This is a genomic window from Aeromonas sp. QDB68 (assembly GCF_027707405.1).
In the GTDB taxonomy this organism is placed as follows: Bacteria; Pseudomonadota; Gammaproteobacteria; order Enterobacterales; family Aeromonadaceae; genus Aeromonas; species Aeromonas caviae.
In genome coordinates, this window is record NZ_JAPCIQ010000002.1 from 67,658 (window position 1) to 88,853 (window position 21,196).

General features: G+C 61.7%; 19 protein-coding genes and 2 pseudogenes. 10 read left to right on the plus strand and 11 right to left on the minus strand.

Translation table 11 applies throughout. The features are described from left to right. Positions 1-62 precede the first annotated feature (62 nt). Entirely contained in the window at positions 63-1,793 is a 1,731-nt protein-coding gene (gene recJ / locus PG892_RS01000; RefSeq protein ID WP_010673748.1) for a single-stranded-DNA-specific exonuclease RecJ, read from the minus strand. Next, entirely contained in the window at positions 1,759-2,475 is a 717-nt protein-coding gene (locus PG892_RS01005; RefSeq protein WP_029314092.1) for a DsbC family protein, read from the minus strand. Before PG892_RS01005 ends, recJ begins: the two co-directional genes overlap by 35 nt. Positions 2,476-2,734: 259 nt before the next feature. Here PG892_RS01005 and mscL point away from each other — a divergent pair, with 259 nt between their 5' ends. Beyond that, positions 2,735-3,145 (plus strand): large-conductance mechanosensitive channel protein MscL, encoded by a 411-nt coding sequence (gene mscL / locus PG892_RS01010; RefSeq protein WP_010673746.1) that lies wholly within the window; start codon positions 2,735-2,737, stop codon positions 3,143-3,145. 73 nt (positions 3,146-3,218) lie between these two features. Here mscL and xerD read toward each other — a convergent pair whose 3' ends face one another. After that, positions 3,219-4,118 (minus strand): site-specific tyrosine recombinase XerD, encoded by a 900-nt coding sequence (xerD, locus tag PG892_RS01015; RefSeq protein WP_010673745.1) that lies wholly within the window; start codon positions 4,116-4,118, stop codon positions 3,219-3,221. A 183-nt stretch (positions 4,119-4,301) separates the two neighbouring features. On the opposite strand from xerD, the gene fldB reads away from it, so the two are divergent. The 5 genes and pseudogenes from fldB (at position 4,302) to PG892_RS01035 (ending at position 8,806) form a co-directional block, all read left to right on the plus strand. Further along, positions 4,302-4,820, plus strand: coding sequence for a flavodoxin FldB (gene fldB / locus PG892_RS01020; protein WP_041212516.1), 519 nt, complete (start codon positions 4,302-4,304; stop codon positions 4,818-4,820). 618 nt (positions 4,821-5,438) lie between these two features. Beyond that, complete coding sequence (locus PG892_RS01025; protein ID WP_010673742.1) at positions 5,439-6,839, plus strand: TldD/PmbA family protein; 1,401 nt, start codon at positions 5,439-5,441, stop codon at positions 6,837-6,839. Between the two features lie 17 nt (positions 6,840-6,856). Beyond that, positions 6,857-6,946, plus strand: a pseudogene (locus tag PG892_RS22615) (TldD protein); the annotation flags it as partial. Next, on the plus strand, positions 6,946-8,286 hold the full coding sequence (locus tag PG892_RS01030; protein WP_010673740.1) for a TldD/PmbA family protein: 1,341 nt from the start codon (positions 6,946-6,948) through the stop codon (positions 8,284-8,286). The pseudogene PG892_RS22615 and the gene PG892_RS01030, both read left to right, overlap by 1 nt. 142 nt (positions 8,287-8,428) lie before the next feature. Further along, the gene (locus PG892_RS01035; RefSeq protein WP_010673739.1) at positions 8,429-8,806 is read left to right on the plus strand and encodes a VOC family protein; all 378 of its coding nucleotides are present in this window, start codon (positions 8,429-8,431) and stop codon (positions 8,804-8,806) included. Between the two features lie 71 nt (positions 8,807-8,877). Here the strand turns inward: PG892_RS01035 and PG892_RS01040 are convergent, their stop codons facing one another. Then, positions 8,878-9,804, minus strand: coding sequence for a L,D-transpeptidase family protein (locus PG892_RS01040; RefSeq protein ID WP_010673738.1), 927 nt, complete (start codon positions 9,802-9,804; stop codon positions 8,878-8,880). Positions 9,805-10,247: 443 nt separating this feature from the next. Here PG892_RS01040 and trhP point away from each other — a divergent pair, with 443 nt between their 5' ends. The 3 genes and pseudogenes from trhP to PG892_RS22560 all read left to right on the plus strand — a co-directional run. Then, positions 10,248-11,612, plus strand: coding sequence for a prephenate-dependent tRNA uridine(34) hydroxylase TrhP (trhP, locus tag PG892_RS01045; RefSeq protein ID WP_010675357.1), 1,365 nt, complete (start codon positions 10,248-10,250; stop codon positions 11,610-11,612). Between the two features lies 1 nt (position 11,613). Then, complete coding sequence (locus PG892_RS01050; RefSeq protein ID WP_041212510.1) at positions 11,614-11,862, plus strand: YfhL family 4Fe-4S dicluster ferredoxin; 249 nt, start codon at positions 11,614-11,616, stop codon at positions 11,860-11,862. Between the two features lie 7 nt (positions 11,863-11,869). Next, positions 11,870-11,976: pseudogene (locus PG892_RS22560) on the plus strand (YfhL family 4Fe-4S dicluster ferredoxin); the annotation flags it as partial. Between the two features lie 85 nt (positions 11,977-12,061). Here the strand turns inward: PG892_RS22560 and PG892_RS01055 are convergent. Further along, on the minus strand, positions 12,062-12,454 hold the full coding sequence (locus PG892_RS01055) for a DUF1090 domain-containing protein (RefSeq protein ID WP_171864897.1): 393 nt from the start codon (positions 12,452-12,454) through the stop codon (positions 12,062-12,064). A 160-nt stretch (positions 12,455-12,614) separates the two neighbouring features. On the opposite strand from PG892_RS01055, the gene PG892_RS01060 reads away from it, so the two are divergent. Next, entirely contained in the window at positions 12,615-12,968 is a 354-nt protein-coding gene (locus PG892_RS01060; RefSeq protein ID WP_010675361.1) for a DsrE/DsrF/TusD sulfur relay family protein, read from the plus strand. Between the two features lie 3 nt (positions 12,969-12,971). On the opposite strand, the gene PG892_RS01065 is transcribed toward PG892_RS01060, so the two are convergent. The 6 genes from PG892_RS01065 to infB form a co-directional block, all read right to left on the minus strand. Next, a complete protein-coding gene (locus tag PG892_RS01065) occupies positions 12,972-14,183 on the minus strand; it encodes an MDR family MFS transporter (RefSeq protein WP_042880137.1) in 1,212 nt (403 codons plus the stop codon). Between the two features lie 142 nt (positions 14,184-14,325). Then, positions 14,326-16,464 (minus strand): polyribonucleotide nucleotidyltransferase, encoded by a 2,139-nt coding sequence (pnp, locus tag PG892_RS01070; protein WP_029314766.1) that lies wholly within the window; start codon positions 16,462-16,464, stop codon positions 14,326-14,328. A gap of 180 nt (positions 16,465-16,644) precedes the next feature. Beyond that, complete coding sequence (gene rpsO / locus PG892_RS01075) at positions 16,645-16,914, minus strand: 30S ribosomal protein S15 (protein WP_182954845.1); 270 nt, start codon at positions 16,912-16,914, stop codon at positions 16,645-16,647. A gap of 135 nt (positions 16,915-17,049) precedes the next feature. Beyond that, complete coding sequence (gene truB / locus PG892_RS01080; protein WP_010675365.1) at positions 17,050-18,000, minus strand: tRNA pseudouridine(55) synthase TruB; 951 nt, start codon at positions 17,998-18,000, stop codon at positions 17,050-17,052. Position 18,001: 1 nt separating this feature from the next. Continuing rightward, on the minus strand, positions 18,002-18,436 hold the full coding sequence (gene rbfA, locus PG892_RS01085) for a 30S ribosome-binding factor RbfA (protein ID WP_010675366.1): 435 nt from the start codon (positions 18,434-18,436) through the stop codon (positions 18,002-18,004). Positions 18,437-18,491: 55 nt separating this feature from the next. Continuing rightward, a complete protein-coding gene (gene infB, locus PG892_RS01090) occupies positions 18,492-21,194 on the minus strand; it encodes a translation initiation factor IF-2 (RefSeq protein ID WP_043153231.1) in 2,703 nt (900 codons plus the stop codon). Positions 21,195-21,196 lie beyond the last annotated feature (2 nt).

Consider the following 21,196-nt stretch of genomic DNA (forward strand, 5'->3'; position numbering starts at 1 on the left):
ACACCATAAAAAAACGGCCACCCTGAGGTGGCCGTCATCGACAGCAAGAGAGACTCGCGGGATCAGAGGCCGGCGGCTTCCAGATGCTCCACCAACAACTGCACGCTGCGGTTGCCACGCCACTCGTTGACGTCGAGCCGGTAGACCAGCCGCACCCGCTTCACCGAAGCATCGGGCCAGCGCTGCAAGTCGACGCCAAAGGCGATGGCATCCACCGCGTGGCCGGAATCCGTGGTCAGCATCATCTTGAGGTGCTTCTCCCCCACCAGCCGCTGCTGCACCAGCACGAACTCGCCGTCAAACAGCGGCTCGGGGAAGGCCTGACCCCAGGGGCCGGAGGCGCGAATAAGCTCCGCCAGCTCGAGGGTGAGCTCGTCCGGCAGCAGTTCGCCATCGGTGAGCAGCACCCCGGTCAAGAGCTCAGGGGTCACCAGCTCGCCGATGACCGCCTCAAAAGCCCGCCCGAAGGCCTCGATATTGGCCTTGGGCAGGGTCAACCCGGCCGCCATGGCGTGGCCGCCAAACTTGCCCATCAAGCCGGGGTGGCGGGTATCGAGCAGTTCCAGCGCATCGCGCAGGTGCACCCCCGGGATGGAGCGCCCGGAGCCCTTGAGCTCGGTCTCGCTGCTCTCGGCAAAGGCGATGACCGGGCGGTAGTACTTCTCCTTCACCTTGGAGGCCACCAGCCCCACCACCCCCTGATGCCACTCGTTTCGGTGCAGCACGATGCCGGAGGGCACCTCGCCGTCGCGAAAACGGATCTGCTCCAAAGTGGCGAGCGCCTCCTGCTGCATCCCCTGCTCGATCTCCTTGCGCTCCTGGTTGAGGCTGTCCATTTCGGAGGCGAACTGGCGCGCCAGGTTGATGTCGTCACAGAGCAGACAGGCGACCCCGAGGGACATGTCATCGAGCCGGCCCACCGCGTTGAGGCGCGGCCCCAGCGCAAAGCCGAGATCGGCAGCGCACAGGCGACGACCGTCGCGGCCCGACACATCCACCAGCGCCTGGATGCCGGGGCGACAACGGCCGGCCCGGATCCGCTGCAACCCCTGATGGACCAGGATGCGGTTGTTGCCATCCAGCGCCACCACGTCGGCCACGGTGCCGAGGGCCACCAGATCCAGGTAATCTGCCACGTTGGGGGCGCGCAGCCCCTGGCGCTCATACCAGCCGCTCTGGCGCAAATGGGTGTTGAGAGCCGCCATCAGATAGAAGGCGACCCCGACCCCGGCCAGGGACTTGGAGGGGAAGTCGCAGCCATGCTGGTTGGGGTTCACTATCGCGTCGGCGTCAGGCAGCTCCTGGCCGGGCAAATGGTGATCGGTAACCAGTACCTGCATGCCGGCCGCCTTGGCCGCCGCCACCCCGGCGATGCTGGAGATGCCGTTGTCCACCGTGATCAGGAACTCGGCGCCGCGGGCCACCGCCAGCTCGACGATCTCCGGGGTGAGGCCATAGCCGAACTCGAAGCGGTTGGGCACCAGAAAATCGATGTGGTGCCCCCCCATGGCGCGCAAGGCCAGCACGCACAGGGCCGAGCTGGTGGCGCCGTCGCAGTCAAAGTCACCGACGATGAGAATGCGTTTTTGCGCCGTAAGCGCCTCGGCCAGCAGCGGCACCGCCTGCGCCATGCCGAACAGACGCTGGGGCGGCAGCAGCTGGTTGGCGCTGCGCTCCAGCAGAGCGGGATCTTCTACCCCGCGGCTGGCGAAGATCTGGCGAAGTAGCGGGTGCAGGGTGGCGGGCAGATGGGAATCATCAACTCGCGGACGACGACGGATTTGCAGGGGCATTGATGTGATCCAGTATCTTGAGCAGTTGTTCGGGGCTCTGGTAACCGCGCACCAAGTCGCCATTGGGCAGGACCCAGCTCGGTGACGCCTTGATCCCGAGCCATTGGCTCAGGCCGATATGATGGGCAAGGATCGCATTACAGCCGCTCTCAGGCAAACGATCGCTGAAGTTGAGTTCGCGCAGCAGCCTGGGATCGCACCAGAGCGCCTGCGTCTCGGCCAGCTCGACGAAGGGGGCAGCCAGGGGCAGCAACTGCACGCTCACCCCTCTTTCCTGCAATTGCGGCAACTCGTCCAGCACGGCGTGACAGCGGCGGCAGCCGAGATCGGTAAACAGGGTCACCCGGTAGCGCTCGTTCGGCGCCTTGAGCCAGAGCCGGGCCTCCCCTATCTGGGAGAGCGCCAGCCTGCGTTGCTGCTGCTGGCTGAGCCGGGTGAGGTTTCTCATGTCGTGGGCCAGATCCAGCATGGAGCCCTGCAGCACATAGTCTCCCCTGGCATCGCTGTAGAGCAGTCCCTGGGCCGTGCCCAGCAGATAGAGGCCCGGCATGGGGGTCTCGTCCACCAGGTAGACCTGCACACCGAGGCGCTGCTCTATGGTCTGTTTCAACACATGGGGGTCCATCCCCGCGCTGGCCGCAAAAGCGCACAGCAGCATCATTCCCAGCAGTAAATATCGCATCAGCTCATTCACTTGGCATGATTGAAGGGTCTCATAAGGTAACCCAGACAATTCCCTCTCCCAAAGACCTTAATTAGTGATTGATTAATAACGTCCGCAAGAAAAAATCACGGGATGACAGGTTGCCAATCGGGCTTGAGCCCCGCAAGCTAATCAGGACGACGGGAGACATCTTTAGTCATCCCTCTGTTTTGCTGATGTTTTATTATTCAAATCGACGTGCGCTCAGGTGGCACTTCGTCCATTTCTAGGGGGAAAAATGAGTCTGATTCAAGAGTTCAAGGCCTTTGCATCCAGGGGCAATGTGATCGACATGGCTGTCGGTATCATCATAGGTGCCGCCTTTGGCAAGATTGTCTCCTCCTTCGTGGGAGACGTGATCATGCCCCCCATCGGGCTGATCCTGGGGGGCGTGGATTTCAGCGATCTCGCCGTGACCCTGAAGGCCGCCGAAGGGGATGCCCCTGCCGTGGTCATCGCCTACGGCAAGTTCATCCAGACCTGTATCGACTTCCTGATCATCTCCTTCGCCATCTTCATGGGGCTCAAGGCCATCAACACCCTGAAGAAGAAGCAGGAAGAGGAAGCCGCTGCCCCGGCCGGCCCCACCAAGGATCAGGAGCTGCTGACCGAGATCCGCGACTTGCTGAAATCCCAGCAGGGGAAATAACCGTTTCCTCCCTGTCGTGTGCTGAAAAAAAACCGCCTTCGGGCGGTTTTTTGTTGCAAGGCAGGTGAGGCGATCAGGCTCTGGGGTGGTGCTGGCCGTGCAGTGCCTTGAGCCGCTCGTTGGCCACGTGGGTATAGATCTGGGTTGTGGAGAGATCCGCGTGGCCCAGCAGCATCTGCACCACTCGCAGATCGGCGCCGTGATTGAGCAGGTGGGTGGCGAAGGCGTGACGCAGGGTGTGGGGGGAGAGCTCGCCCTGGATGCCGGCGCGCTGGGCATAGAGCTTGATGCGGTGCCAGAAGGTCTGACGGGTCATCATGCGCGCCTGCTTGGAGGGGAACACCACGTCCGAGCTGGTGCCGCCGAGGAGCAGGGTACGCGCCTCCCGGTAGTAGCGCTCCAGCCAGTGCACCGCCTCCTCCCCCATGGGGACCAGGCGCTCCTTGTTGCCCTTGCCCACCACCCGCACCAGCCCCTGGCGCAGGCTGACGTGTTCGGCGGTCAGCCCCACCAGCTCGGACACCCGCAGCCCGGTGGCGTAGAGCAGCTCGAGCATTGCCTTGTCCCGCAGCTCCAGCGGATCGTCCACCAGGGGGGCTTGCAGCAGCGCCTCCACCTCGGCTTCGCTCAGATCCGATGGCAGCTTTTTGGGGAGCTTTGGCCCCTCCAGCAGCACGGTGGGATCGTCGCTGCGCAGCTTCTCGCGATTGAGATACTGGTAGAAGCGGCGCAGGGCCGAGAGGAAACGGGCCGTACTGCTGGCCGCGAACTGATGGTCCACCCGCCAGGCGAGGTAGTGCTGGATGTCGTCCAGCCCCGCCAGCAGCAGGGAACCGCCTTGCTCATCGAGCCAGAGGGCAAATTTTTCCAGGTCGCTGCGATAGGAGCTGACCGTGTTGTCGGAAAGCCCCCGCTCCAGCCAGAGGGCGTCGAGAAACGGCTCGATCAGGGGATGGGATTCTGCTTTGCTCATGGTGCGCCGCGCTCAGGGAAACAGGTCGCCATTGTAACGTGCCGACCCACCCGGGCCGCAAGGCAAGGCTGCACATCCTCTCAGGCGGTGAAGAGCCCGGCGCAATCTGCTAGACTGGCGCCCTCCCCCCGGGCGCCGCTGTGCCGGTCACGCCCCTTGCCGACTGCGATCAAGAGAAGAGCGATGAAGATAGGTTTGTTTTATGGCTCCACCACCTGCTACACCGAGATGGCCGCCGAGAAGATCCGCGCCCTCATCGGCCCCGAGCTGGTCGATCTCCACAACATCAAGGATGTGCCCCTCGCCCGCATGCAGGAGTACGACATCCTGATCCTGGGCATCTCCACCTGGGACTTCGGCGAGCTGCAGGAGGACTGGGAATCCCGCTGGGAAGACATCGCCGACCTGCATCTGGAGGGACGCATCATCGCCCTGTTTGGCATGGGCGATCAGCTGGGCTATGGGGAGTGGTATCAGGATGCCCTCGGCCTGCTGCACGATCAGCTGGTCCCCAAGGGAGTCAAGCTGGTGGGCTACTGGCCCAACGAGGGGTACGAGTTTGACGCCTCCAAGGCGCTCATCGACGATGGCCGTCACTTCGTCGGGCTGGCCCTCGATGACGCCAACCAGTACGACCAGACCGAGTCCCGCATCGAGCAGTGGGTCGACCAGATCCTGAGCGAGATCCACGAACTGCTCTGACCCTGGCCGTCTGGATGTTCGACGACGCCAGCCAATGGACGACCAGACCGACCCCGCATCGAGCAGTGGGTCGACCAGATCCTGAGCGAGATCCACGAACTGCTCTGATCCTGATCGCCTGGATGTTCGACGACGCCAGCCAATGGGCGACCAGATCGACCCCGTATCGAGCAGTGGGTCAACCAGATCCTGAGCGAGATCCACGAACTGCTCTGACCTTTATCGCCTGGATGTTCGACGACACCGGCCAATGGGCGACCAGACCGACCCCGTATCGAGCAGTGGGTCGACCAGATCCTGAGCGAGATCCACGAACTGCTCTGACCCTGATCGCCTGGATGTTCGACGACGCCAGCCATTGGACGACCAGACCGACCCCGTATCGAGCAGTGGGTCAACCTCATATAAAACGAGCGCCATGAGCGGCGCCAACCTCCCCTGCCGGTAGCCTGCGCTCGGGCTGCCGGGCGCATAAATCGCACCGATTTTCTCGTTTGGTATCATCGGCTGACGCTATAGCGACTTTTTGCTTCTGGTCTGCAACAATGAGGTCGACACCCCATAACAACACAACGCCGGGTGTCGGAAGCAAACGGACAGACCAGAAAAGGATATTCTATGACTTCATTCTCCCTGTTGGCCCCCGCCATCGCACGCGACGTGCTCGATCACGCGCTGGCGCTGGGTGCCGATTTCGCCGAGCTGTTTGTGGAGCACAAGCGCCGCAGCCAGCTCAGCCTGCTCTCCAGCCAGATAGAGAACATCAGCGGTGGTCTCGACTTCGGTATCGGCGTTCGCCTGTGCTACGGCCACAAGGTGCTCTACGGCTACACCAACCTGGCCGATCGCAACGAGCTCTTGCGCATCGTTACCCTGCTGGCGGCCAAGGACAGGCGTGACCCCGTGGTCACCGCCACTGCCTTTGACTTCACCCGCCTGACCGACCGCAACCCGATCGCTCTGCCGCTGTCGGCCGACAAGCTGCTGGAGCAGAAGATCGCCTACCTGCATGCCATGGACGCTGCGGCCCGCGCCGAGAGCGACAAGGTGAGCCAGTTCTCGGGCAACGTGCTCGGCTGGGAGCAGGAGGTGGAGATCTTCAACAGCGAAGGGGTGCAGGTGAGCGATCGCCGCCACTACAACCGCATCATGGCTCAGACCATCGCCCTTGACGGGGGCGAGCAGAGTGTAGGCTATGAAGCCCCCGGTGCCATGAAGGGATGGGAGCATGCCGAGAGCATCGATCCCCGCGAGCTGGCTCTCACCGCTACCCGCCAGGCACTGGTGAAGCTGGGCGCCGCCCCCTGCCCGAGCGGCAAGCTGCCGGTCATCATGGAGAGCGGCTTTGGCGGCGTCATCTTCCACGAGGCGTGCGGTCACCTGCTGGAGACCACCTCGGTAGCCAAAAAGGCATCCGTGTTCCACGACAAGATGGGCCAGCTCATCGCCAACCCCGCGGTCAGCGCGGTGGACGAGGGCTTGCAGGGCAACGCCTGGGGCTCCATCAACGTCGATGACGAGGGGATGGCGACCCAGCACACCCAGCTCATCAAGGACGGCGTGCTGACCGGCTTCCTAGTGGACAGAATGGGGGCCCTTCGCACCGGCTACGCCCGCACCGGTTCCGGGCGCCGGGAATCCTACAAGTTCGCCCCCGCCTCCCGCATGCGCAACACCTATATCGAACCGGGCAACTACAGCCTCGACGACATGCTGGCAACCGTGGAGCACGGCATCTATGCCAAGCGGATGGGGGGTGGCTCTGTGCAGCCCGGTACCGGCGAGTTCAACTTCAACGTGCAGGAGGCCTACCTCATCGAGGGGGGCAGGATCACCCGGCCCCTCAAGTCGGCCACCCTGATCGGCACCGGCCCGCAGGTATTGAAGGAGATCTCCATGGTGGGGCGCGATCTGGCCCTCTCCGCCGGCATGTGCGGCTCGGTCTCCGGATCCATTCCCGCCTCGGTCGGCCAGCCGCCGCTCAAGGTTGACAGCATTCTGGTCGGAGGGAACGCCTGATGAACATCCATGACACTCTATGCGGTTCCATCTCCCGCCTCATTCGCGTTTCAGTCGGCCAGCCGCCGCTCAAGGTTGACAATATCCTGGTCGGAGGGAACGCCTGATGAGCCAACTCGACATGAACCAACTGCTTGCCCGTCTGCTGGAGCAGGTCGCCGATCTGGGTGCCGAGGCAGACGTCATCGCCAATCAGGAGAAGGCCTTCTCCCTCAAGGCCGACAAGGGCGAACTCAGTGAATACAAGGTCACCAGCAGCCAGCAGATCGGCATTCGCCTCATCAAGGAAGGCCGGGTCGGCATCGCCTATTCCGAGTCCCTCGACGCGTCGGCCCTGGACGCCATGGTGCAGGATGCGCTGGATGCCGGCCGCTTCGCCAAGGTGGACCCGGATCAGCGCATCACAGTGCAGCAGAGCCGGCTCATCACCGACTGCGCCGAGATACATCAGGCCGACACCACGGCGGTGGAAGAGAAGATCGCCCTGACCCTGCGCCTCGAGTCCGACATGCTGGCCCTGCCGGACGTGACCGGCGCCCCCTACAACGGCTTCTTCGAGGGGGAGAGCCGCCTCTGGCTTGCCAACAGCCAGGGCAGCCTCTGCGAACATCAGGAATTCAGCGTCGGCTGCCACAGCTCCGCTCTCATCGAGCGAGAGGGCCGCCAGTCCATGCACTACCAGGGACAGTACGCACGACGCTTCGACGAGTTGGAGAGCCAGCCTCTCATCCGCCAGATCCACGCCGTGGCCGATGGCCTGCTGATGGGTGAGGCGGTGCCGAGCGGTCGCTACAGCGTCATCTTCAGCACCCACTGCTTTGCCAGCCTGTTTGGCTGCTTCCAGTCCGCACTGTCTGGCAAGTGGGCCCAGCAGGGGATCAACCCCTGGCGCGACAAGCTGGGCCAAAGCGTGGCTTCTCGCTGGCTCACCCTGGAGAGTCGTGCCTATATGCCGGGGGGCATGAAGATCAAGGCGTTTGACGGCGAAGGGGCCGCCACTTCGGATCTCCTGCTCATCGGCGAGGGGGAGCTCAAGACCCTGCTGCACAACAGCGCCACCGCCCGCCACTTCGGCGTGACAAGCAACGGTGCAGCCGCCCGCAGTGCCCGCAGTGCCCTGGACGTGGCCCCTCGTCACCTGGTGTTCGGGCTCGGCCCCCACGGCGAGGCCGAGGTACAAAGCGGTGAGTACCTGGAGCTGGTCAAGCTGGACGGCCTGCACTCCGGGGCCGATGCGGTGAGCGGCGACTTCTCGTTCGGCGCCTCCGGCTTCCTCTGCCGAAATGGCGAGCGCGTGGCACCGGTACGCGGCATCACGGTGGCGGGCAACTTCTATCGTCTGCTCGGGGAGCTGGAAGCGGTCGGCAACCAGCTGCATCACGACGATGGCAAGGACTTCTATGCCCCGCTGATCCGCTTTGGCGGGCTCAGCATTGCCGGCAAATAAGAGGGGGAGCCTTACTCGGCTCCTCCCCCTTCAAGCGGCGCCATCAGGCGCCGCTTTTTTTATCCATGGCGCCCCCCGACAGCCACTTCTAACCTCAAAGAGCCACCGACCGCGTTGGCCGGGAACTCTGGAGAATACGACGATGGACAACACCCTGGTCTGGGCCGATATTCCGACACGGGATCTGGATCGCGCCATGGACTTTTACTCGGCCCTGCTCGATGTGCAGGTCACCCCCATCCAGGAAGAGACCATGCGCTTTGCCATGCTGCGCCACGACGGCAGCAACGCGGCGGCCTGTCTCGGCCCCATGGACAAATATCACCAGCCCGGCGGTGCCGGTCCCCTCATCTATCTCTCCCTCGGTGACAGGCTGCAGGAGGCGGAGCTGCTGGTCCCCCGGCTCGGCGGGCGGGTGCTGGAGCCTCTGCACAGCATCGGCAGCGGTCATGGCTCCCGGGTCATCATCGAGGATACCGAAGGCAACTGGCTGGCCCTCTATGCCCCACCAGCCAGCTGACGTCCGGATACACAGAAACAACAACGGCGACCTGATGGTCGCCGTTGTTGTTTAACTGCACTTGCCGGCCATTACGCCTCTGGATTGAGGCGGGTCGGGATGCCGGTACGCTGTTCCAGCACCTGCTTGACCACGTTGGAATCGCTGTCAGCATGGGCGATGAAGCGGGTGGTAGCCGGGGTCATGGGCAGCGGCACGGAGGCGGTGGAGTTGAACTCTTCCTCGGTGCGCGACAGCGGCTCGTGCACTTCCATGTAGCGACCGCCATCCGGCTCGACCGTGGTCTTGACCGGCTGGTTGACGAACTGGACGCGGGTGCCGACCGGCACGTGATCGAACAGGTACTTGATGTCGTCGGCGCGCAGGCGCACGCAGCCGCTGCTCACCCGCAAACCGATGCCGAAGGTGGCGTTGGTGCCGTGGATGGCGTACAGGTTGCCGATGTAGAGCGCGTGCAGGCCCATGGGGTTGTCCGGGCCGGCCGGCCAGACCGCGGGCAGGGTCTTGCCCTGGGCGGCGTAGCGGCGACGGATATTCTCGGTCGGGGTCCAGGTCGGGTTGGCACGCTTGCGCTCAACCTTGGTGATCCAGTTCTCCGGGGTGTTGACCCCGAGCTGGCCGATGCCGATGGGCAGCACATGCACCACGTTCTTGCCCTTCGGGTAGTAGTAGAGACGCATCTCCGCCACGTTGATGACGATCCCTTCGCGGGGAGCGTTGGGCAGGATCAGCTGATGGGGAATGATCAGCGTGCTGCCCGCCTTGGGCAAGTAGGGGTCGACGCCCGGGTTGGCTTCCATGATGTTGGTCAGACCCAGCTGGAAGTCGGAGGCGATCTGCTCCAGCGGACGGTTGTCTGCGGGCACCACGTATTCCTGGTTCTCACCGATCAGGCGGCTGTTGGCTGCAGGCAGCGGGTATTCAACGGCGGCGGCCTGCTGGCTGACCAGCGCCAGCGTACATAAAAGAGCCGAAGCGGCAATGCGAAGGGGATTCATAAAATTCCTGTATGGTTTCCTGTTCCTGTGGGCCTTTGCCCTGCTCATCATCGGTCTCTTGTGGGCCCGTCACCGGGGACCAACAACCGAGCGCGCATTCTTTCCCGAGCAGGGCAAAATTTCAACTTGGAGATGGTCTTTTTCGCCGAAAAGATCCATTTCACTGCCAACTCGGGGGCATCTTTCACCCCTTGCACTCTAGCAACCCCAGTCTGAGCGTAAAATGAACATGGCGCAGGCATGTCAAGGCCGTCCCAAATTGCATGACGAGGCGGTCACGAGTACAATCTCGCACCCCGTATATCCGGAGTATCGAGTCACCTCCTGCTCCGATGTACCCCCATCGGATGGCCGTGCGTCGAAGACGGTCGCGCCACCGATGAACCCACACGACGCCATCAGGTGGCGCCGTCCTGATTTGCAATCAGATAAAAGAGTCCAACATGTTCAGACCAGAATTGCTCTCCCCTGCCGGGACCCTCAAGAACATGCGCTACGCCTATGCCTATGGCGCAGACGCCGTCTATGCGGGCCAGCCGCGCTACAGCCTGCGGGTGCGCAACAACGAATTCGATCACGAGAATCTGCAGCTCGGCATCAACGAGGCCCATGCCCTCGGCAAGCAGTTCTATGTGGTGGCCAACATCCAGCCCCACAACTCCAAGCTCAAGACCTTCATCCGCGACATGCGCCCCGTGGTGGATATGAAGCCGGATGCACTCATCATGTCCGACCCCGGCCTCATCATGATGATGCGCGAAGCCTTCCCCGACATGCCTATCCACCTCTCGGTGCAGGCCAACGCGGTCAACTGGGCCACGGTGAAGTTCTGGCATCAGATGGGCCTGACCCGTGCCATCCTCTCCCGCGAGCTGTCTCTCGACGAGATCGAGGAGATCCGCATGCAGGTGCCGGAGATGGAACTGGAGGTCTTCGTCCACGGGGCGCTGTGCATGGCCTACTCCGGCCGCTGCCTGCTCTCCGGCTACATCAACAAGCGTGACCCCAATCAGGGCACCTGCACCAACTCCTGCCGCTGGGAGTACAAGGTGCACGAGGGCAAGGAAGATGACGTGGGCCAGATCGTCCACCGCCAGGAGCCCATCGCCGTGCAAAAGGTGGATCCGACCCTGGGCGCAGGCAAGCCGACCGATGCCCTGGTGCTGCTGGAAGAGTCCAACCGCCCGGGCGAGTTCATGACCGCGTTTGAAGACGAGCACGGCACCTACATCATGAACTCCAAGGATCTGCGCGCCGTCGAGCACGTCGAGCGCCTGACCAAAATGGGCGTTCATTCGCTGAAAATCGAAGGCCGTACCAAGTCCTTCTACTATTGCGCCCGTACCGCCCAGGTCTATCGCAAGGCCATCGACGATGCGGTGGCTGGCCGTCCATTCGATCCGACCCTGATGGGCACCCTCGAGAACCTGGCCCACCGCGGCTACACCGAGGGCTTCCTGCGCCGTCACAACCACAGCGAATACCAGAACTACGACTACGGTTACTCCGTCTCCGACACCCAGCAGTTCGTCGGCGAGATCACAGGTCGCAACGGTGACATGGTCGAGGTCGAGGTGAAGAACAAGTTCCTGCTGGGCAACAGCCTGGAGCTGATGACCCCCCAGGGCAACCTCAGCTTCAACCTGGAGCAGATGCAAAACCGCAAGGGTGAGCTCATCGACACCGCGCCGGGCAACGGCCATGTGGTTTACGTGCCGGTTCCCAAGGAGATCGACGTGAATTACGGCATCCTGCTGCGCAACCTCGGCGAGCGCGAGGATACCCGTCAACCTCACTCGGCGGCCTGAGATGGCACTGCTCATCACCGACAAGTGCATCAACTGTGACATGTGCGATCCGGAGTGTCCGAACCAGGCCATCGCCCTGGGAAGCAAGATCTACGAGATAGACCCGGATCGCTGCACCGAATGCGTCGGCCACTATGAGAAGCCCACCTGCATCAGCGTCTGCCCTATCGACTGCATCATCTGGGATCCCGCCCATGTGGAGACCGAAGATCAGTTGATGGAAAAGTTCGTGCGGATGCACAGGCAGTAGCTGTAGCACCTGCATCAGCGTCTGCGCCCTATCGACTGCATCCTCCGGAATCCCGTCCATAGGGTGGAAACCGAAGATCAGCGGATGGAGAAGTTTGTGCGGATGCACAGGCAGTCAGCGTCTGACACTCGTGGTGTGCATTATCCAGAAATAGAAAAAGCCGGGCATGCCCGGCTTTTTCTATTGCGCTGCCCTTCCCTCAGGATTTGACCAGTTTTTGCAGCGCCTCGAGTTCGCGCTGGGCTTCCAGCAACTCGGCCTGGGACTCCTCCAGCTTGGACTGCTTCTTGGCAATCTTGTCCGGCTTGCCCGATACCCGTGCACTCTGCAACTCGGCCAGCCGCTCTTCCACTTCTTCCCTCTGCTTGACCACCTTGCGTTGCTGCTCCTCAAGGAGCCCGGCATCGGTACAATGGGCCTCCAGGTTGCGCAGTGCCCGCTCAAGGCCGGCTACCTGCTCCTGGTTGTTGTGCGCCCTGGCGAACGCAAGCTGATCCGTCACGGCCTGCTGTCTGGCCTTGCAGCCGATGTTTTCACTACCATAGGCTTGTCCGGCCAACAACAATAAGCCTATTCCGGCGATCTTCCACATAACAACCTCTTTGTTCTGTCATACTGGATGGCCGTCCATGAGACCTGACTCCCTGTGTGAGGTCAAGACACACGGGGCCGGGCTACGACAGAGTGTGCTCTGCATCATGCCGGGCCGCTTTCGCCAAAGCTACAATGGCCCTTTCAATCAGGAGAGCCACATGACCCAACACATTCTCATCATTGCCAACGGCGCCCCCTATGGCAGCGAGTCCCTGTTCAATGCCCTGCGCCTCGGCATCGCCCTCAAAGAGGAGGGAAAGGTAGACCTCAACCTCTTCCTGATGTCGGATGCCGTCACTGCGGCTCTGGCCGGGCAGGCTCCGGCCGAGGGCTACAACCTGCGCCAGATGCTGGAGATACTGCTGGCTCAGGGCACCCGGATCCGGCTTTGCAAGAGCTGCACCGATGCGCGCGGCATCACCCCGCTACCCCTTGTCGAGGGCATAGAGATAGGCACCCTCCCCTTGCTGGCCCAATGGACTCTGGCCGCCGACAAGGTGCTGACCTTCTAGCCGTCAGGGCCCGGCCCGGACCAGTGCTGGGCGCGAGGTCCGGGTACTCAGACCATAGAGCATCAGGATCACCAGGCAGAGCAGCGCCATCAGGGCGTAAAGCCAGCTCCCGCCCCAATGGGCCAGCACCCAGCCTCCCAGCAAGGCCCCCATGGCCACCCCGAGTCCGGAGATGGAGGCCGCCCCGAAATAGCTCCCCTTCAAATGACCAGGTGCCATCTGATCGATCAGCACATTGAGCAAGGGGAAGAGGATGCACTCCCCGACGCTCAGGAGGATCACCGCCACTATCCAGTGCCACCAGATGGCGGTATCCCCCAGCGCAAACTGCAACTGGGCGCCGAGAAAGAGCGCCACCCCGAGTTGCAGCTTGCGCCGCGTGGACCAGCGGGCAGTCAGGTGCAGCAGGGGGAACTGCAGCATCACTATGGTCAGCGCATTGGTCGTCACCAGCCAGCCGATGAGCCGCTCCACCTCCGGCGTCCCCGCGCGGGTCAGATACTGGATGAGGGGCGACTCGAACTGGGCATAGACCAGCATCAGCAGCAGATTGGCCATGATCAGCAGCAGAAACCCCCTGTCCTGCCAGAGCACCCGCAGCACGGCACGCATGCCGGGCCCGGCCGCTTGGCTGGTGTGGCAACCTGCCAGCCTGAACCCGATGACAAAGACGATGCCAAGCAGCAGATAGCTGGCACTGAGCAACAGGAAGGTCTCCTGACGCGCGCTCAGGCCATAGGTGACGCCGAGCAGAGGACCGATGGCCGCCCCCAGGTTGAGCAGAAAATAACGCAGGTGCAGCGCCAGCTCACGGGCTTTGGGCTCGGCCAGATTGTCGGCCATCAGTGCCTTGCCCGGTGAGTCGATGAGACCGTAGGAGAGTCCGCTGCCGATCACCCCGAGTGCCAGCCAGCCCACCTGGTGGGAGAGGCCGAGCAGGGCCACGCTGGCGGCGGAAACCAGGCAGCCGAACAGCAGGATGTTGCGCCGCCCCCATTTGTCCGAGAGCCAGCCGCCATAGAAGCTGACAAGAGTGGAAAGCGCCGCCGTGGCCCCCAGGATGGCGCCTATCAGGGTCGCCGAAAGTCCGTAGTCACGGTAGAGCAGGATGGAGAGAAAGGGCCAGACCATGAAGAAGGTGGTACGCACCATGAAAGTGCCCAGGATGACGATCCAGACCAGGGAAGGAAACTGCCTGAGGTAGGCCCATGACATGCTGCAATTCCTTTTGCCAACGAAGCGGGGTCGTCCCTTATATCAAGGGGCGCCAAAAGGAACAAGGAGACAATCTGCGCCATGCCGGGCGACAGGCACAAAAAAGCCGACCCAAGGGTCGGCTCTTTCACATACGGCAGCCTTATTCGGCAGCCGGCTCTTCGACGGCAACGGCAGCAGGAGCAGCAGCCGCTTCGGTCGGTGCGTTCGCTTCCTTGATGGAGAGACGCACACGGCCCTGACGGTCCACTTCCAGTACCTTCACCTTCACCACGTCACCGATTTTCAGGAAGTCGGCCACGTTCTGTACGCGGGCATCGGTGATCTGGGAGATGTGCACCAGACCGTCTTTACCCGGCAGGATGTTGACGAAGGCGCCGAAGTCAGCCAGGCGCACGACCTTGCCTTCGTAGATGCGGTTCACTTCGATCTCGGCGGTGATGGCCTCGATGCGGCGGATCGCTTCCATGGCGGCTTCGTTGGCCACGGCGGAGATGCGAACGGTACCGTCATCATCCAGCTCGATGTTGGTGCCGGTCTCTTCGGTCAGTGCACGGATCACGGAACCACCCTTGCCGATCACATCCTTGATCTTCTCAGGATTGATCTTGATGGTGTGGATGCGCGGTGCGAAATCGGAGATCTGAGCACGGGGAGCCTGGATAGCTTCGTCCATCACTTTCAGGATGTGCAGACGAGCGCCACGAGCTTGCTTCAGCGCTATCTCCATGATCTCTTTGGTGATGCCTTCGATCTTGATGTCCATCTGCAGCGCGGTCACACCTTCGCTGGTACCGGCTACCTTGAAGTCCATGTCGCCCAGGTGATCTTCGTCACCCAGGATGTCGGACAGCACGACGAAACCTTCTTCTTCCTTCACCAGACCCATGGCGATACCGGCAACGGAGGCCTTGATCGGCACACCGGCATCCATCAGCGCCAGGGAGGAACCACAGACAGACGCCATGGAGGAGGAGCCGTTGGATTCGGTGATTTCAGAGACCACGCGCACCACGTACGGGAACTCGGCGGCGCTCGGCATCACGGCAGCAACGCCGCGCTTGGCCAGACGGCCGTGACCGATCTCACGACGCTTCGGGCTGCCCATCATGCCGGTCTCGCCGACGCAGTAGGGCGGGAAGTTGTAGTGCAGCATGAAGCGATCGGCGCGGTTGCCGGTCAGCTCGTCGATGTTCTGGGCGTCACGCTCGGTACCCAGCGTGGCCACCACGATGGCCTGGGTTTCACCACGGGTGAACAGGGCAGAACCGTGGGCACGGGGCAGGATGCCGGTACCGACGGAGAGGGCGCGGATCATTTCCGGATCGCGACCGTCGATACGCGGCTCACCACGTACGACGCGACCACGGACTATGCGGCTCTCCAGGCTGTGGAACTCTTCGCCGATCTTCTTGGCATCTTCTTCCACGCCGGATGCGATGACTTGCTCGACCACGCGGCCCTTGATGGCAGCGATGGTTTCGTAGCGAACAGCCTTCTCGGTGATGCGGTAGGCTTCACCCAGCTCAGCGGTGGCCAGTTCGGCAACTTTGGCTTTCAGCGCTTCGTTGACGGCAGGCGGGGTCCAGTCCCAAGGCTTGGTACCGACGTCGGCAGCGAATTCATTGATGGCGTTGATCACGGTCTGCATCTGCTCGTGACCGTAGACCACGGCGCCCAACATCACCTCTTCGGAGAGGATGGCCGCTTCGGATTCCACCATCAGCACCGCATTGGCAGTACCGGCAACCACCAGATCCAGATCGCTTTGGGGCAGTTCGGTGGTGGTCGGGTTCAGCACGTACTGGCCGTTCATGTAACCCACGCGGGCTGCACCGATCGGGCCGCCGAACGGGATGCCGGAGATGGCCAGGGCCGCGGAGGCACCGATCATGGCAACGATGTCGGGAGAAACGGCCGGGTTCACGGACATGACGGTGGCAACCACCTGAACCTCATTGAGGAAGCCTTCCGGGAACAGCGGACGGATGGGACGGTCGATCAGACGGGAGATGAGGGTCTCACCCTCGCTCGGACGGCCTTCACGACGGAAGAAACCACCCGGGATACGACCAGCAGCATAGGTACGCTCCTGATAGTTGACGGTCAGCGGGAAGAAATCACGGCCGTGATCGGCCTCTTTCTTGCCAACGACAGTCACGAAGACACAGGTATCGTCCATGCTGACCATGACGGCCGCAGTGGCTTGACGGGCCATCACACCGGTTTCCAGTGTGACGGTGTGTTGACCGTACTGGAATGACTTTACAATAGGATTCACGTGAATTTCCTTTTAACAATTTGGCGCTTTAAATTCGCGTGCAAGTATACTTGATTCGCATCAAAAGGTAAGCGCGGACGTCAATTCTGTGAGGCAGGCAACGGCCTGCATCCTGTTTGAAACGGGCAATAAAAAAGGGGAACCTCGCGGTTCCCCTTTTTTGCGAAATCTGATGATCGATTAACGACGCAGACCCAGCTTGGCGATCAGAGCAGCGTAACGCTGAACGTCTTTACGCTTCAGGTAGTCCAGCAGCTTACGACGCTGGGAAACCATGCGCAGCAGACCGCGACGACCGTGGTGATCCTTGGCGTGCTCCTTGAAGTGACCTTGCAGATGGTTGATCTGGGCAGTCAGCAGGGCAACTTGCACTTCGGGGGAACCGGTGTCGTTGACGCCACGAGCGTTGTCGGCAACGATTTGAGCTTTGATCTCAGCATTTAGAGACATGGTATTACTCCAGTAGAGTGTTTAAAGGTTCACAGCCAATCTCTAATTCAGCCGTGAAATGAGGGCGGTATCATAATCGTCCCCGCCCCTTTTCGCAACGGGAAAGACGCGTGACAGACCGATACCGCCTGAGGATCACTCCTCGTCGTGGTAGCGAACCAGACGCTTGGGCGCCACGCGCCCCTCGTCATCGATCTCGCCAACCCCGATGAATTCGCGCTCCGGGCCAACCGTCATGCGGACCTGGCCACTTTGGGGGCTACCTGCCACCTGCACGGCCTGACCCTGGTTCACATAGGCGGCCACGGCGACCAGCATGTTCACCTCGGGCAGGGAGGCCACGGCGGTGTCCATCGGCAGCAACAGGGGATCCAGCTGCTCCCGTGGCGGAATGCTTTCGGCCTTGGCCTGCTCGAAGATACACTCGAGCTGCTCCAGGGTCAGCATCCGCTCGTAGGGGTAGCTCGCCACCTGGGTGCGACGCAGCTGGGTGACGTGAGCGCCACAGCCCAGCACTTCCCCCAGATCGTCCACCAGGGAGCGGATATAGGTACCCTTGCTGCAATGCACTTCCAGCTTCACCTCGTCCCCCTCGAAGCCGAGCAGCTTGAGTTCGAAGATGGTGATGGGACGGGCTTCCCGCTCGATCTCGATCCCTTCACGGGCATATTCGTAGAGCGGGCGGCCGTTGTGCTTGAGGGCGGAGTACATGGACGGCACCTGCATGATGGGGCCGCGGAACTGGTCCAGCGCCTCGATCAGGGTGCCCACGGCCACGTTCACCGGACGGGTGGAGACCACCTCGCCGTCGGAGTCGCTGGTATTAGTGCGCTCGCCCAGCTTGGCGGTCACCTCATAGCGCTTGTCCGCTTCCAGCAGATACTGGGAGAACTTGGTGGCCTCCCCGAGGCAGATCGGCAACATGCCGGTGGCCAGGGGGTCCAGGGCGCCGGTATGGCCAGCCTTGGCGGCGTTGTAGATCCGCTTGACCTTCTGCAACACATCGTTGGAAGTCAGGCCGGTCGGTTTGTCCAGCAGCAGGATGCCGTGTACGTCACGGCCTTTGAAACGACGTCTACGAGACATCTCAGGCGTTATCCTCAGTCGTGTCATCCGGTGCGGATTGCTCTTCGTCACGACCGGCTTCAGTCATGCGACGCTTGTCTTCACGCACAGTGTTGGTCACCAGGTTGGAGAGGCGCATCCCCTCGACCAGGGTCTGGTCGTAGTAGAAACGCAGCTCGGGCACCACCCGCAGACGCATGGCGCTACCCAGAAGGCTGCGGATGTAACCGGCAGCCTCGGTCAGGCCCTTGAGCCCTTCCTTGATGCGCTCGGCGTCATTCTCCAGTTGCAAGAAGGTGACATAAACCTTGGCATAGTTGAGGTCCTTGGAGACCTCCACGTCGGAGACGGTCACCATGCCGATGCGCGGGTCTTTCACCTCGCGCTGCAGGATCAGCGCGATTTCACGCTGGATCTGCTGTCCGACCCGACGGGTCCGGCTGAATTCTCTGGCCATATTCTATCCTGCGATAAAAGGGGGCCGCGGCCCCCTATTTTGTCTAACTCTCGGCTTACAGAGTCCGTTGAATTTCAACAGTCTCGTACACCTCGATCTGGTCGCCTTCGCGCACGTCGTTGTAGTTCTTGACCGCGATACCACACTCGTAGCCGTTGCGAACTTCGTTGACGTCATCCTTGAAGCGGCGCAGGGATTCCAGCTCGCCTTCATAGATAACCACGTTGTCACGCAGAACGCGAATGCGGTTGGAACGCTTGACCACACCTTCGGTAACCATACAGCCAGCAACGGCGCCGAACTTCGGCGACTTGAAGACGCTACGCACTTCAGCCAGACCGATGATCTCCTGACGATACTCGGGGGCCAGCTTGCCGCTCATGGCCTGCTTCACTTCGTCGATCAGGTCATAGATCACGGAGTAGTAACGCAGATCCAGGCTCTCGGATTCGATGACCTTGCGCGCAGAAGCGTCGGCACGGACGTTGAAGCCCACCAGGATGGCGCTGGAAGCCGCGGCCAGGGTCGCGTCGGTTTCGGTGATGCCACCTACGCCGGAACCCACGATCTTCACCTTCACTTCGTCGGTGGAGAGTTTGACCAGCGCATCGCAGATCGCTTCCACAGAGCCTTGTACATCGGCCTTGATCACCACGTTCACTTCGGACACTTCGCCCTCGGTCATGTTGGCAAACATGTTTTCCAGCTTGGCCTTCTGCTGGCGAGCCAGCTTGACTTCGCGGAACTTGCCCTGACGGTAGAGCGCCACTTCACGGGCTTTCTTCTCGTCACGCACGACCGTGGCTTCGTCACCGGCAGAGGGAACGCCGGACAGACCCAGAATTTCCACTGGCAGAGAGGGACCGGCTTCCTTGATCTCGCGACCCAGTTCGTCACGCATGGCGCGAACCCGGCCGTACTCAAGACCACACAGAACGATGTCGCCCTGACGCAGAGTACCTTCCTGTACCAGCACGGTGGCAACCGGACCACGACCTTTATCCAGGAAGGATTCGATCACGACGCCGTTGGCCATGCCGTCAACCACCGCTTTCAGCTCCAGGACTTCGGCCTGGATCAGGATGGCTTCCAGCAGGTCGTCGATGCCTTCGCCAGACTTGGCGGAGACGTGCACGAACTGGCAATCGCCACCCCAGTCTTCGGACATGACGTTGTAACGGGCCAGCTCGGTCTTGACGCGATCCGGATCCGCTTCAGGCTTGTCGATCTTGTTCACCGCAACAACCAGCGGCACACCGGCCGCCTTGGCATGCTGGATAGCTTCGATGGTTTGCGGCATCACACCGTCGTCAGCTGCAACAACCAGCACAACGATGTCGGTCGCCTTGGCACCGCGAGCACGCATGGAGGTAAACGCCGCGTGACCCGGGGTATCCAGGAAGGTGATCATCCCGCTGTCGGTCTGTACATGGTACGCACCGATGTGCTGGGTAATGCCACCGGCTTCGCCCGCCGCGACCTTGGCTTTACGGATGTAGTCCAGCAGCGAGGTCTTGCCGTGGTCGACGTGACCCATGATGGTCACGACCGGCGCACGCGGCTTGGCTTCGGAGGTCTCGTCACGATCGCTAAGTACCGCCTCTTCCAGCTCGTTCTCACGGCGCAGCACTACCTTGTGACCCATCTCCTCGGCGACCAGCTGAGCGGTCTCCTGGTCGATCACCTGGTTGATGGTGGCCATGGCACCCATCTTCATCATCACCTTGATGACTTCAACGCCCTTGACGGCCATCTTGTTGGCGAGCTCCGCCACTGTGATGGTCTCGCCGATGACGACGTCACGGTTGACCACAGCAGCCGGCTTGTTGAAGCCGTGTTTCATGGCGTTCGGCATGGCCATCTTGCCACGCTTGCCTTTGCGGGCACGGGGATCGCGGGAGTTGCGGTCATTGCGGTCGTCTTCGCGACGGCCGACTTTCTTCGGCGCCTTGGCAGCGGCAGCCGTGCGACGGCTGGTCTCTTCCTTACGATCCAACTCATCTTCGGCCGCTTGCGCGTGCTTGTTGGTGGTCAGATGGTAATCGCTGCTCTCTTTGGCGCGAGCCGCTTCTTCTTCAGCCCAGCGGGCCGCATTCTGTTCCGCCATGATGCGAGCCTCTTCGGCTTTCTTCGCGGCGAGTTCTTCAGCTTTTTGCAAAGCTGTCTGTTCCTGTTGGCGCTTCAGTTCTTCTGCTTCGCGCTTGGCCATCTTTTCTGCCTCTTGCTGAGCTGTGCTACCGGCTGCTTTGGCGGGCTGTTGAGCCTGTCGAGCCTTCTGTTGTGCCTCGATCCGCGCCTTTTCCTCAGCTTCACGACGAGCCTGCTCAGCCTCACGGCGAGCCTTCTCTTCAGCGTCGAGGCGGGCCTTCTCTTCGGCCTCGCGACGAGCTTTTTCTTCTGCTTCCAAACGCGCTGTTTCCTCGGCTTCCGCCTGGCGCTGTTCATCTTCCAGCGCCGAGCGTCTTACATAGGTGCGAGACTTGCGCACTTCTACCTGCACTTCCTTGTTCTTGCCACCAGTCCCCTGAACACTCAGGGTGCTCTTGGTCTTGCGCTGCAAGGTCATGCGAGCAGGTGCGGTGACCTCGTCACCTCCATGCTGTTTCTTCAGATGTGCCAGCAGAGTCTGTTTCTCAGACTCGCTGACCATGTCGTCGGCCTTGCTCTTCACGATGCCGGCATCGACAAACTGCTGGAGAAGACGATCAACCGGCGTGTCGATGTCAGTGGCAAGTTGCTTAACTGATACTTCTGCCATTC